We start from the raw sequence: 13,653 nt of genomic DNA on the forward strand, positions 1-13,653 counted from the left end.
AATTTGTTTCCAATTTATACTCTGAGAGAGCGCATAACTCTCTTCACACTCTAAAAGTCTAGCCAGGTTGTTTATATATTTAGAATGATTTAATAGATTGTTGGAAAAATTTTAAAAAGAGTTGTGATAGTTTTAACACAATTTTATTAATACTTTATTTACTAATGGCCTCATTTACAAGTGCAGCAAGACTTTGATAAAGAAGGGTTCAAATGAACAGGTGCCCCAACACCTTTACTTCTCCTCTTTGCACCTTCGCATCGCCCGTAACATGAGCGCAGATGGTGTCACAAGAAGCGTGAGACTGGAAGCAAACAAAACACCATAAACGATACACACAGATAAGAGGTGCCACCATTGGGTCGAGGGCGCCCCAACCGTAATTTCGAAGTTGATAAAGTCAATATTAATCCCCAACATAATCGGCAACAAACCAAGAATTGTCGCCAATTTAGTTAAGATCACGGGGCGCACACGCTGTAGACAGGTATGGATGATGACTTCGCGATATTGAGCCAGGGTTGGCTTTTTAATCTGCGCAATCATGAGATCATAAGTATCGATCAAAAGGATGTTGTTAGAGACAATAATCCCCGCGAGTGCAATGACGCCGATGCCGCCCATGACAATTCCAAATGCCAAATTGTGCACAAGCAACCCCACAAAGATACCGACACTTGACAGGACAACCGCACTCAAGACAAGGCCTGTACTGAAGAAACTATTAAATTGCGTGACTAATATTATGGCGATCATAAAAATCGCGACCATGAACGCTTGCATTAAAAAGATCATAGACTCTTGTCGGTCCTTTTCTTCCCCTTTAAATTTGACGTTAACCCCGGGATCGAGATTCAGCTTGGGAAGCGCAGCGCGTATTTCTGTAATTTGATCCGCAACAAGGGCACCGGGCACAACATCCGCATTTAATGTTAACACCTCATGCCCATCGACCCGATCAATCTTACTAATCTTGGGCTCCGGCTTTCTGGTCACAAAGTTGCTGATAGGCATCAGGCCTTCTTTGGTTTGTATCTTTAAGGTATCCAACTGATCCAACACCCTGAAGGGGGGCGTATATCTCACAACGATATCAACCTCATCTCGCGCATCTTCCGGTCGGAACGTGGCAACGGTCACCCCGTTGGTGACCAACTTGATGGCATTGCCCACTTGTCGGACATTGGCATCAAATTTAGCTGCCTGGCCCCGGTCAATGGTCAACTGCCACTCAATACCTGGGATGGGGAGGTTATCGGATATACTTGTAACACCGGCCATACCCTTCAGGTGCTTTTTCAAAATGAGAAGAGCAGGCTTTAAGAGAGAAGCCTCTGGCGCACACAATTCAATATTGATCGGCTTTTGAGCAGGCGGTCCACTCTTTTCCTTTTGAACAGCAACGTGAATGCCGGGGATGTCTTTTGTATTTTTATCAATCTCATCTAATATGATATCCGCAGGGCGGCGCTTGCGCCAATCAATAAACTCAACCGTGATGGTGCCGATCACGTCTTCTGGAAGGTCCGCGCCACTTCCCGTGAAAGTGCCCGTACGTGTGTAAACGGACTTCAATTCTTTCATAGGCAAGATTTTGGCTTCAACAAGACGAACCAAGTCGTCCTTATCTGTTATGGATAAATTACCCCGCCCTTGAATCTGAATGGCAGCAATTTCCGGTTCCACATTTGGAAAAAACTCCACACCTCGACCAAAATGGGAATAGGCCGTCTTAGCCAATATCAAAATGACAATCGCCCCCAAAATAATGCGCTTGGGATGATCTAAGGCGAACTTCAAAACTCTTAAGTACTGGGCCATCAGACCTTTAAGTTCTATGGGTTCATTGGAGACCTTCTTTAGAGGGATGTGCCCTGGCGGTGGCTTCAACAGCTGACCAATCGCTGGAATAAAGATCAAGGCCATCAAAATCGAGGCACTCAAAACCGCAATTAAGGTGATGGGCATAAACTTCATAAATTGCCCGGGCACCCCTGGCCAAAACAACAAGGGCATAAAGACGACAATAATCGTAATAATTGAAGTTATAACAGGCCACGCCATCCGTTGTGCAGCATGAAGATACGCAGGACCCGGTGGCACGCCTTCCTCTATTTTGAGATCCGCATATTCAACCACAATAATGGCACCATCCACCAACATGCCGACCGCAAAAATCAAGCTAAACAGAACCACAATGTTAACGGTTAAGCCCATCAGTGAAATAATCATGATGCCCATTAAGAAGGAGCCGGGAACGGCCACACCGACCAAAAGAGAAGACCTCCATCCAAGACTCATCACGATAATTCCCATAACCAAAATAATGGCGAGGATGAGGTTGTTTTGGAGATCATTTAACATATCCCGGATATGGTGGGATTGATCGTTTTGATAAGCGACGATCACATGCTCCGGCCATTTCTTCTTTTGTGCATCAACGATTGCTTTCACATCCTCAATCGTCTGAATGAGGTTTTCCCCGGTTCGCTTCGAAATTTCCAGAGATACAGCGGCCTTTCCTTGATCTCGAACAATACTTTCAAGGTCTTTAAAAGTACGTCGCACCTCGGCAATCTCTTTCAACTCAATCACAGCGTCTTGAAATGTTGCTACGGGAAGTCTTTGAATATCTTGAATACTTTCCAATACACCGGGCACCTTGATGGCAAAGCGCCCCGTCTTCATTTCAATATTTCCCGCTGGAATTAACTGATTGTTCATGGAAAAATTCATGATAACTTCATCAAAAGCCAGCCCATACCCTTCCACCTTTGTGGGGTCAATGAGGATCTCGACAACGTCCTTCTGGTCTCCCATAATTTCCGCTTTTCGAACGCTGGACAGACTTCCTTCAATTTCATCTCGCAGTTCTCGCGCCATGTGGTAGAGCGTGCGGTGCGGAATTTGACCGGAAAGCTTGACAACGAGGACAGGAAATAGACTGAGATTAATCTCTGTAATAATGGGTTCTTTTGTTTCTAAAGGGAGTTTTGGTTTAGCAAGATCTACCCGATCTCGCACATCAGAGCGCGCGCGATCTGAATTAAATCCTGCGGTAAATTCTAAAACAATGTTGCCCCCACCCTCAAAAGCTGTGGAGCGCATCTCTTTCACGCCTTCAATATTATGAAGTTCTTGCTCAAGCGGGCGAAGTAAGAGTCTTTGGGAATCTTGAGGAGAGATCCCCTCATGAATCAAGGAAACATAAATGATGGGTATTTTGACATCAGGGGTTGATTCCTTGGGAATTTTCCAATAGGCAATCGACCCCCATATGATGAATAGGGCCAAAATAGATAAGACCGTGCGGGTGCGAGATAAAGCAGCTGCAATTAACCCATTCATGTGGATTTTACCGGTGGTTCAGAAGGCTCAAGAGATGTATGCACTGATTGGCCCTCAACAACAAAATCGCCGCCTGTTGTAATCAGTGTAATGCTATCGGGCAAGCCTGCAACGAGGAGACCTTCTGGTTTGGATTCAATAATTTCAATGGGATGAAATACAACTTTCCCGTCCGCAATAGCTTTCACACCGATCGTACCATTATCCCTTAAGCTTATGGTCGATGGTGAAATTAAATAGCCATTCGTACTTTTCGTCGGAAAATTAATGCGCGCAGTCAGGCCCGCCGGTATGTCCATGTCGGGATTATCTGTCTGTATTTCAACACGATAGGTACGCGTCTTCGGTTCAGCATCCTTCGCAATATATGTCACCCGCCCCAACAGCTTATGATTGTCAAGGGCGGGGAGGATGATTTCAGCTTCTCCATTAAGGTGAATGCGAGAAATATCTTTTTCAGAGATGTTACAAATAACCTTCAAGGGATCCAGATCAATGATTGTTGCGACCTTATCCCCGACATTGACCACATCTCCCAGTTCGACAAATGTATCTTCCAAAATACTCTTGAAGGGGGCCTTTATATGAGTATCTTGAATTTCCTGTTCAATGGCGACCAGTAAACTTTTTGCAGCCTCATAGTCGGCTTTACTTGCCGCGAGAGCATTTTGCGCCTTGAAGGCCCTTTCCTCCAATTTCGTGTCAGCTTTAAATTCAAGGGATCGTTGCTCCAGTTTTGCCTTTGCTTCTGCTAAGCGTGCGGGACGATCTTCTGCATCAATCAGAATAATGTCTTGTCCTGTATCAACCTTTTGCCCCTTCTTGACAAGGAGCGATAGTATACGCCCGCCCGTTTTGGCTTTTAGGGTGACAGTGCGATCTGCAAGGGTATGTCCATTCAACTGGATACTTGTCACCAAGGGTGTCGCCTTCATCTCCTTCACCTTGACTTTTGGGATGGGTGTAACAATCGGGGCTGGTTCGGCATGAAATAAGTTTGCGCGTCCTATGAATAACACCACAAAAACCCCAATAATAATCGACAAGGGATTGCGGGTTATATACTGACGAATTTGGATCAATTTCACGAGAGACTACCTTACTATTCTACTAAGTACATTTGAGATTGGTTTACTGACAAGCTTCTCAACACGAGAAGCTCTCAAAGACTCACTCTTTTAGAATAGTTTATCTTAAAATGGAGCAGTAAGGATGGTCAAGGGAGAACAGCCAGTAATGAAAAGAATAAATCAGGGAACTGATGTTTGTCAAAAAAAGGAGAGAAAGTTTGCTGCTTTCTCTCCTCTTAATTGTCCTCCCTATCGAGTTAGTTTTTCACAAGTTTCACCCGTTTGGCAGGAACTTGTAGATTGCTACGGACAATCATTTCTGGATATTCAACAATCTCGAAACCCTTGATCCCATTTAGAAACACTCGACTCTCGCGCGATAATGGGGATTGCTCGTTATTCGCGAAAATAAATAATTCACCACCCGGTTTTAAAGAGTTTACCATGCTCTGGAATAAGGACTCATTCCCCTTACTCATAAAACCCTCTAGGCCAATTTCATCCTTAATATAGCTAACAGAACCTGAGGTGATACCAGCCCAAAGCGCAACATCTAAGCCATCAGCATAGATATCAGGACATTGTGTTGCATCGATGTTAATTGTAACTTCACCACGTGCTTTGTGGTCTTCTCGGCAGCCCGCACAATTGCTATGCTCATATTCATCGAGATTGAGGTTAGCTAGGGTTGAAACAGTCAAAAAATGTCCACACCCAAGGATAAGACCACGGGCTTGACTGCTCTCAATTTTAGCGTTCAAAAGGGCTGCTGGATTGTAGCGATAGTCAATTGGATTTTCTATAGTTGTTGAAATGATCCCACTCTTTCTCAACGCGTCCCAAGTGATTTGACGGGCTTTAAGAGGGAGAGGTTCTTCTCTATCAAAGCGCCCTTTTTCGGCATAGTCACACCCTGGAGGCATTTTAATGGATGACCCAAGGACATAATAAATGAAGCTATTCCAAAGACCCAGAGGTTGGGTTCCGTAAGTCTGCGTCCATTGGCTATAGAGTTCAAAGTCATTTATCTTATTTTGCTGTCTTTTCTCAAATTCGGCTTGTTCTTCTGCCACTTTCCTTTGAACTTCTTGATCAATAAGGTCTTCAGCGGCTCCACTTTCTTTTAAAACAACCTTCAAGCCCTCAACCGTTTTGACATTAAAGAATGAAATGGTAACTCCATGTTGTTCAGCAAGCATCAGCTTAAAATTATGCAGAGCTGATTTCAAATTAGATACCAGTTCGCTCTCATCCATGCTTTTAACAGCCAACGGAGGCAGTTCAGGTAATACGGATTTTTCAAAACCAGAAACTATGTCTTGAACAAACGTCAATTCCGAATTGCTTTGAAGCATATCTTTAAAAGTTCGAACACTTTCAGAAGACGCCTTTAAAATAAAAGGAGCCAGACTCTGTGCCTCTTCCATAGCTTGAATATTGGAGATAGAAGAAAACAAAAGTGTAGACAAGAGAATACGTTTCATCGGGGTTTCCTTTAAATAATAATTTAAATAGTTTCTATTCACAAATAGGTACTAGGTTAATTGAAATATATATAGGAAATTTATTTTTATTTTTCAATCTGTTTCTTGATTTTAAACTTAAAAAACTCTTAAATAGTAGTGTTGTCATTCTTGTTTATACAATTGGTGTTCAAAATCTCTTAGTCTTTAAGACAAAACAACAATCTGAAAACATCCTTACAAAATAAACTTTGAAAGATCCGCGTTGTGGGCCAAATCAGAGACCTTATCCCGCACGTCTTTGTCCGTGATGGTAATGGTCTCTCCCGCCATTTCGGAGGCTTTGAAGCTGATGTCTTCCATCAATTTTTCAAGAATCGTGTGTAGGCGGCGCGCGCCAATGTTTTCCACCGACTGATTCACCTCAGCCGCTAAGGTTGCAATCTCTTGAATCGCATCATCTGTGAAATTGAGCGTAACGGATTCGGTTTCCATCATAGCTTTAGATTGACGAATAAGGTTGGCTTCAGGTTCCGTTAAAATACGAACGAAGTCATCTTTCGTCAGGGCCTTGAGTTCAACTCGAATAGGAAGACGACCTTGCAATTCAGGCAGCAAATCGGACGGTTTGGCCAAATGAAAGGCCCCAGACGTAATAAACAATATATGGTCTGTTTTGATGGTTCCATGCTTTGTAGAAACACTTGTGCCTTCAATAAGAGGCAGGAGATCTCGCTGTACCCCTTCCCGACTCACATCGGCCCCATGGTGATCGGAACGTGCACAAATCTTATCGATTTCATCAATAAAAACGATCCCATTTTGTTCAACCATTTCTGTGGCTTCCCGGACCACCTTATCCATATCCAAAAGCTTGTCACTTTCTTCTTGGATCAAAACCGTATAGGCTTCTGCAACGGTCATTTTCCGGGCCTTTGTCCGTTGCCCAAAGGCTTTGCCAAACATATCGCCCAAATTCATCATGCCCATTTGCGCACCAGGCATGCCAGGCACATCGAAGGTTGGCATGCTCATACCGCTGGTGTCCGCAACCTGGAGTTCAATTTCCTTCTCATCCAACTCCCCATCATGAAGGAGATGCCGGAACTTTTGACGTGTCTCCGGACTCGCACTCGCCCCCACAAGCGCATCCAAAACACGCTCTTCCGCGTGCGTTTCAGCCTTAACTTTCACTTCTTCACGCAACCGTTCGCGCGTCATTTGAATCGCGATTTCGATCAGATCTCGAATGATTTGCTCCACATCCCGCCCCACATAGCCAATTTCCGTGAACTTTGTAGCCTCTACTTTGATGAATGGCGCTTGAGCAAGCTTCGCCAGACGGCGGGCAATTTCAGTTTTTCCAACGCCCGTCGGTCCAATCATGAGAATGTTCTTGGGCAAAACTTCTTCTCTTAATTCTAATGGCAATTGCTGGCGGCGCCACCGATTGCGCAAAGCAATGGCTACGGCTCGTTTCGCATCATCTTGGCCGACGATAAAGCGGTCGAGCTCACTGGCAATTTCACGGGGGGTCAGGGAAGTCATGGATTTACAAACTCTCTATGGTGATATTTTTATTGGTGTAGATGCAAATGTCGGCAGCAATTTCAATGGATCGCCGAGCAATGGTTTCTGCGTCCATATCGTCGACGGTCATGAGGGCTCTTGCTGCAGCCAGCGCAAAAGATCCGCCGGATCCAATGCCAATGAGCCCATCTTCCGGCTCTAACACATCTCCGTTCCCCGTTAAAACCAAAGAAACAGAAGAATCTGCAACCGCCATCATGGCCTCCAGGCGACGCAGATAACGGTCCGTTCGCCAGTCCTTCGCCATTTCCACACAAGCGCGTGCCAATTGGCTGGGATATTTTTCAAGCTTGGCTTCGAGGCGTTCAAAAAGGGCAAACGCATCAGCAGTGGCCCCTGCAAATCCAGCAATCACTTTACCATCCCCAATGCGGCGTACTTTTCGCGCTTGAGATTTAATGACAGTGGCCCCCAAGGTAACTTGACCATCACCGGCAATAACGACCTTGTTGTTTTTGCGAACACATACAATTGTTGTCCCATGCCACGAGGGTAGATTCGAAGACGTACTCATGAAAAGCTCCTGATGAAATGTAGACATATCCTAGTTTTACATGAAAGATTAGCAAAATGGCAAGAATTTGCTATGCTAAGTTATATTCATGAAGGAGGAACCCATTGATTTACGACTATAACAATATTTTTGCAAAAATCTTAAAGGGCGAAATCCCATGCGACCGGGTCTACGAAGATGATCAAGTCTTAGCTTTTAAGGATATCAACCCCAAAGCCCCCATCCATGTTTTGGTGATTCCCAAAGCACCTTATGCTTCGTTAATTGATTTTACTGTCCGCGCCACCCCGGATGAAATCGGAAACTTTTTTCAAATCGTAGAAAAAATAGCCGAGGAGTTGCAGTTAACCGATCAAGGCTTTCGCCTGGTGATGAATAATGGCGCCGATAGTGGCGCCGAAGTAGATCACTTCCATGTGCACATCATTGGTGGCAAGCGCTTAGGGGGGATGGCGTAAGGGATTCCTAACTCAAAGAAGGGTCAAAATATATGGAAACTGAAATCGTTAAATACGGAATCTCATTTGGAACAGCTTTAGCCATTGCTGTCTCATTCAATCAAAACCACTCGATAATATGGGCCATTATTCATGGGTTTTTGAGCTGGTTTTATGTGATTTACTATCTGTTGTTTAAGAAAAAGCGGAAGTAATTCTTAATAGGCTCCGAACTTATAGACATTAAGCCTCTCGTAATGAACGGGACCTTGATTCAACATGCTTTCAAATAAAATAAGGTGATCGACTGTCATATTAACCTCCTCGAAGAGATGCGTTTTCAGGACATCCGTTACATTCTTCGGTGGATGAAACCGACGAACCGTTACATGGGGCACGTGGGGACGCGCCTCAAGGATGAACCCCAGAGAAGTTAAAGCGTTGCCGGTTGTTTGAACAAGGGCATTCATTTGAGGGGATTCCTTCGTCCCAAGGATAAGCGTACGAGCTCTTTTGGAGCTCGGAAAGGCACCGACGTGATCAAAGATTAAGGGAAAGGAAACCCCCAAATCAAGGGATTGAAGCGCTTCATCCACAAGAGGACATCTTGCCTCCTCAACATTTCCTAAAAAATGTAATGTTATATGCCAATTTTGAAAAGGGATCACCTTCCCTAAGAAATGCCCTATCTGCAGCGATATTTTGGTCGAAACATCTTCTGGAAGAGGGATTCCCAAAAAAAGGCGACGATGTTCCCCCATTATTTTATGTCTTGGCGATAATCTTCACAGCCACTTGCTCGTGGTTTTCGTTGTAAGCAATAAACTCAACCCCTAACTTCTTCGCTTCCAAAAACTCCTTAAGAGCCTTCCATTCGTGTTGCTCTGAGCCCGGGTAATTATAAAGCTCATCAAAGAGAATAACCGTACCCGGAACGATGTTATCCCCGAGACTGTCAAAGACGGTTTTAGCCGAGCTATAGATATCACTATCAATATGCATAAATGCAATGGGTCTATTGACAAGAGCATCTGCTTTGAATTTTGGCAAAACATCCTTAAACCACCCCTTGTAGAGACGAACATTGTGGAGAACAGGAGGAAGATAAACGCCCTTTTTAAAAGCAAAGGTTCCCTTTTTAAAAGTCTTGTCACTTCTTACCCAGTCTTCAGGAAGCCCTTCAAAAGAATCGAAGCCATAGATCGTATGATGAGGATTTAAAGCCGCGATAAAATTGATGGTTTTGCCTGTACAAACGCCCAATTCTAAATAAACACCATTCGGTATGGTCACTGCTTTTGAAGCTGCCAAAATCACTTCCGCATCGGATTGTAACTTTTGAGCTTTGAGAAGATTTATCTGAACAAACTGGGTTGCTTCAGGGCTCGCGGTGTAGTGTTTGTTCTTGCATTTGAAGTGAAGAACTTGTGAACCTTCATTAATTCCAGCACCGGGGGGAACTTCCAACACCCGACTCCAATCATACGGAATCACTTCTTGGGCATGAACCTGGGCCACAACAAACGTCACCACCATTATTTTTAAAAAGATACTCATTTGTCCCTCACAATCTGTTTTTTCGTTGCCCAAGATCTTCTCTTCGTATCAATACATTCAACTTATATAGCAAGATTACTGTCGTGTCACTTGACATAAAAAAGAGCAGTGTTGTTACACTGCCCTTGAGGAAAGGAATAAAAGTCAAAGAAAGATGACCCACCTTAAGGTTCTAACGAAGGCTCTCCCAGGAAGATGATATCAACTTTAACAGGGTGATTTCCGAATGGATGCAACGCCATAACGTCTTTTTCAAAAGGAATAATATTATTAGAGCTATCATCTAGAAAGACCACACGCCGGATGAAATCAACCTTTCCATCAAAAGCGATAAGAGGTGATAAAGCTTTGCCGCGATAATACGAAGGAAAGGATCCTTCTGAAAATGAATGTACAGAGATTACGTTTCCCAAACACATAACCGACACACTTCTTACAAACCTCTTCTCTTGAAAGATCTTAATAATTTTAGCGCTATACTCTGTCGATTCGCCAACATGAAAAATGTCTGCCAATCCAAGCTTGCGAATACGATTTAATGTGTGATTCAAGTCAGACTGAGCGCTTGAGGCGATAAGGTGGAAACCCCTTCTATGCAGCTCCCTCATAAGCTCGATCGCGTTCCTACGCGGATTAACCATATCATCAGGCTTCGGGTTTTGGTTGTCTGTCAGAACACCATCAACGTCTACAATGACGACGATTCCTTTCGGATCTTCATGATCTCTCACAATGAGTTCATCAAGCAGGTATACGGATGTTGCTTTGAGAGTCTTGATCATAGATTTTGGGGCGCCCAAAACCTTACTCGGATAGAAGTTTTGGAGATTATACGGCGGGGGCTCTGCAGGAATCGCATACTCAATGGATGGAATAGGATGATGTGGTTCATTCTCTTCTCCAAATCCTTCCCCAGAACTTGAAAGACTGTGACGTCCCCGCCAATCCCCAGAGTGCCTGATCCCCGAATTTCTGGGGCTGAGAGGCGAATGGGCCTCCATCGACTTCTTTAAAGGCGATCCGCTTCCCCCCTTCTCACCAAATGATTTGCCCTCTTCCGTACTATCCCCATCCCTCGATTTCTTTAAGGGTGACTCGCTGCCGCCTTTGTAACCACCTGCAAGTTCTTCATCCATTGCAGCTGTAGATAAAGTATAGGCAACGAAAAGCGTTATGACGCACAGAATGAGTCGAAAAGACAAGACATTCATTTTGAATGCTCCCATTAAGTTCTATTAATATTATATGTTAGATTTGAAATTATTACTATTTCGTGTAAATTATATATCATTATTAGCATCGAAATATACATTAAAAAACCGCTACATCTTTCGAAGTAGCGGTTGTTTTTTCGTCACCTGTGCTCTATTTAGCAAGAACAGCCAGCAAGAGAATCGCCACGATGTTGATGATTTTGATCATCGGATTAATGGCAGGACCGGCTGTATCCTTATAAGGGTCGCCGACTGTGTCTCCTGTAATTGCTGCCTTGTGAGCATCAGAACCTTTGCCCCCAAGGTTGCCATCTTCGATATACTTCTTTGCATTATCCCAAGCACCACCGCCGGAGGTCATGGAAATCGCAAGGAACAATCCAGTGATGATGGTTCCGATCAGCATCGCTCCCAAAGCAGAGAACGCAGAGCTTTGTCCTGCAATCGCGTTAATAGCATAGTACAAAACGACGGGTGCCAGAACCGGAAGAAGTGATGGAATAATCATTTCCCGAATTGCGGCTTTCGTGAGCATGTCCACAGCTGCACTGTAATCCGGCTTTGCTTTACCTTGCATAATGCCCTTGATTTCAGCGAACTGACGACGTACTTCTACCACAACGGCTGCCCCTGCCCTGCCCACCGCTTTCATGCCCATGGCGCCAAACAAGAAGGGAAGCAATCCCCCAATGAACAAGCCAACAAGAACGTAAGGATCTTGGAGGCTGAATTGAACATTCAGGTTGCTAAAGTGATGCTTCAAATCTTCCGTGTAAGCCGCAAAAAGAACTAGAGACGCCAAACCAGCAGAACCGATCGCATATCCCTTTGTCACGGCTTTGGTGGTGTTTCCAACAGCATCCAACGCATCTGTGACTTTACGAACATCCTTTGGCAAGTTCGCCATTTCCGCAATACCACCGGCATTGTCGGTCACAGGACCATACGCATCCAGCGCTACAACCATCCCAGCCAAAGCCAACATGGTAGTCGCGGCAATGGCGATACCGAACAAGCCTGCATTCATGAACGCGGCTATAATGCCCGCACAAATCACCAAAACCGGAAGGGCTGTGGCTTCCATGGAAACCGCTAACCCTTGAATAATGTTCGTTGCATGACCTGTTGTGGAGGCTTGAGCAACGCTTCGAACCGGGCGATAATCTGTGGAAGTATAATACTCGGTGATCCAAACGAGCAAGCCCGTCACACCAAGACCGGTGAGCGCACAGTAAAGCAAGTTAATTGGTGTAAAGCTTAAACCTTCAACCGACAAGGTTTGCGTCAAACTGTCAAAAGTCATAAACGTAACGCCCACAATGAGCACCGCTGAGATGATTGAAGCCGCGATAAATCCTTTGTAAAGCGCTCCCATAATATTCTTGGTCTTGCCAAGACATACGAAAAACGTTCCGGCAATCGAGGCAATAATACACACAGCACTGATGAGAAGTGGGTACATCATAAGGATTTTTTGATCAGAACCTGTGAAGAAAATCGCTGCAAGCAACATGGAAGCCACGATGGTCACCGCATATGTTTCAAACAAGTCCGCAGCCATACCCGCGCAGTCGCCCACGTTGTCGCCCACGTTATCCGCAATCACAGCTGGGTTGCGGGGGTCATCTTCCGGAATTCCGGCTTCAATTTTTCCAACCAAGTCTGCACCAACGTCCGCACCTTTTGTAAAGATACCACCGCCCAATCGTGCAAAGATGGAAATAAGAGATGCCCCAAAACTTAAAGCAACCAGGGCTTCCAAGAGAAGGCGTTGTTCAATGTTAATAGACAGAAGATAATGATAATACAAAGAAACACCCAGCAGCCCAAGCCCAACAACCAACATGCCGGTGATCGCACCGGATTTGAAAGCGATGTTAAGAGCCGGCGCCAATCCCGTTTTAGCCGCTTCTGCGGTGCGCACATTGGCACGAACAGAAACGTTCATCCCGATATACCCAGCAAGGCCGGAAAGGATAGAGCCGATGCCAAAGCCTAAAGCAACCAAGGGGGACAATAAATATCCCAAAATTAAAGCAACCACAACGCCAACCATGGCGATCGTGCTGTATTGACGATTCAGGTAAGCCTTGGCGCCTTCTTGAATGGCGCTTGAAATTTCTTGCATCTGTTTTGTGCCTGGGCTCGCGGCAAAGACACTGCGTCCTGCGACAAGCGCATAGAGCAAAGCCAATCCAGCACAGCTAAAAATAAGGGGAAAAGCATAGTCCATAGTCATAAAATTATCCTTCTATTCAGTTCGTTATCCAAAATAAGGGGCATGCCCCATTTGCACGCAGAATGCCAGATAAAATTTATTCACGCAACAGGTTCGATGATTAAATTGAATTTCATCAATAAAATTCATTCTCAGGGTAAAATACTCACCCTCTCTCTTTTGTCTTGATCACAAGGGCCTTCATCTGTCAAAAATAGAGAAACGGCCTTTAAAGAAAGAAG

Annotated in this window: 10 protein-coding genes; 1 reads left to right on the forward strand and 9 read right to left on the reverse strand. The window is 44.6% G+C overall.

Annotated elements, in window-relative coordinates; translation table 11 throughout:
• Positions 1-234 precede the first annotated feature (234 nt).
• The 5 genes from K2Y18_06505 to hslV all read right to left on the reverse strand — a co-directional run bounded on the left by K2Y18_06505 (position 235) and on the right by hslV (position 7,985).
• Complete coding sequence (locus tag K2Y18_06505) at positions 235-3,348, reverse strand: efflux RND transporter permease subunit (protein ID MBX9805386.1); 3,114 nt, start codon at positions 3,346-3,348, stop codon at positions 235-237.
• Positions 3,345-4,436: an efflux RND transporter periplasmic adaptor subunit gene (locus K2Y18_06510; protein ID MBX9805387.1), complete on the reverse strand. Its 1,092-nt coding sequence runs from the start codon at positions 4,434-4,436 to the stop codon at positions 3,345-3,347. The genes K2Y18_06505 and K2Y18_06510 overlap by 4 nt, the downstream gene beginning before the upstream one ends.
• Before the next feature lie 239 nt (positions 4,437-4,675).
• Positions 4,676-5,902, reverse strand: a complete 1,227-nt coding sequence (locus K2Y18_06515) for a hypothetical protein (GenBank protein MBX9805388.1) — start codon at positions 5,900-5,902, stop codon at positions 4,676-4,678.
• Positions 5,903-6,118: 216 nt separating this feature from the next.
• Positions 6,119-7,429, reverse strand: coding sequence for an ATP-dependent protease ATPase subunit HslU (gene hslU / locus K2Y18_06520; GenBank protein ID MBX9805389.1), 1,311 nt, complete (start codon positions 7,427-7,429; stop codon positions 6,119-6,121).
• A gap of 4 nt (positions 7,430-7,433) precedes the next feature.
• Complete coding sequence (gene hslV / locus K2Y18_06525) at positions 7,434-7,985, reverse strand: ATP-dependent protease subunit HslV (GenBank protein MBX9805390.1); 552 nt, start codon at positions 7,983-7,985, stop codon at positions 7,434-7,436.
• Between the two features lie 104 nt (positions 7,986-8,089).
• On the opposite strand from hslV, the gene K2Y18_06530 reads away from it, so the two are divergent.
• A complete protein-coding gene (locus tag K2Y18_06530) occupies positions 8,090-8,443 on the forward strand; it encodes a histidine triad nucleotide-binding protein (GenBank protein ID MBX9805391.1) in 354 nt (117 codons plus the stop codon).
• 197 nt (positions 8,444-8,640) lie between these two features.
• Here K2Y18_06530 and thpR read toward each other — a convergent pair whose 3' ends face one another.
• The 4 genes from thpR to K2Y18_06550 all read right to left on the reverse strand — a co-directional run bounded on the left by thpR (position 8,641) and on the right by K2Y18_06550 (position 13,426).
• Positions 8,641-9,183, reverse strand: a complete 543-nt coding sequence (gene thpR / locus K2Y18_06535; protein MBX9805392.1) for an RNA 2',3'-cyclic phosphodiesterase — start codon at positions 9,181-9,183, stop codon at positions 8,641-8,643.
• 4 nt (positions 9,184-9,187) lie between these two features.
• Positions 9,188-9,979, reverse strand: a complete 792-nt coding sequence (locus K2Y18_06540) for a TylF/MycF family methyltransferase (GenBank protein ID MBX9805393.1) — start codon at positions 9,977-9,979, stop codon at positions 9,188-9,190.
• Positions 9,980-10,143: 164 nt separating this feature from the next.
• The gene (locus K2Y18_06545) at positions 10,144-11,190 is read right to left on the reverse strand and encodes a hypothetical protein (protein MBX9805394.1); all 1,047 of its coding nucleotides are present in this window, start codon (positions 11,188-11,190) and stop codon (positions 10,144-10,146) included.
• A gap of 154 nt (positions 11,191-11,344) precedes the next feature.
• Positions 11,345-13,426 (reverse strand): sodium-translocating pyrophosphatase, encoded by a 2,082-nt coding sequence (locus tag K2Y18_06550; protein MBX9805395.1) that lies wholly within the window; start codon positions 13,424-13,426, stop codon positions 11,345-11,347.
• Positions 13,427-13,653 lie beyond the last annotated feature (227 nt).

It is taken from the genome of Alphaproteobacteria bacterium (assembly GCA_019746225.1).
In the GTDB taxonomy this organism is placed as follows: domain Bacteria; phylum Pseudomonadota; class Alphaproteobacteria; order Paracaedibacterales; family VGCI01; genus VGCI01.

Coding starts and splice junctions, on each gene's coding strand:
- K2Y18_06505 (MBX9805386.1), bottom strand. CDS start 3,348: ATGAATGGGTTAATTGCAGCTGCTTTATCTCGCACCCGCACGGTCTTA.
- K2Y18_06540 (MBX9805393.1), bottom strand. CDS start 9,979: ATGAGTATCTTTTTAAAAATAATGGTGGTGACGTTTGTTGTGGCCCAG.
- hslU (MBX9805389.1), bottom strand. CDS start 7,429: ATGACTTCCCTGACCCCCCGTGAAATTGCCAGTGAGCTCGACCGCTTT.
- K2Y18_06545 (MBX9805394.1), bottom strand. CDS start 11,190: ATGAATGTCTTGTCTTTTCGACTCATTCTGTGCGTCATAACGCTTTTC.
- thpR (MBX9805392.1), bottom strand. CDS start 9,183: ATGGGGGAACATCGTCGCCTTTTTTTGGGAATCCCTCTTCCAGAAGAT.
- K2Y18_06550 (MBX9805395.1), bottom strand. CDS start 13,426: ATGGACTATGCTTTTCCCCTTATTTTTAGCTGTGCTGGATTGGCTTTG.
- hslV (MBX9805390.1), bottom strand. CDS start 7,985: ATGAGTACGTCTTCGAATCTACCCTCGTGGCATGGGACAACAATTGTA.
- K2Y18_06515 (MBX9805388.1), bottom strand. CDS start 5,902: ATGAAACGTATTCTCTTGTCTACACTTTTGTTTTCTTCTATCTCCAAT.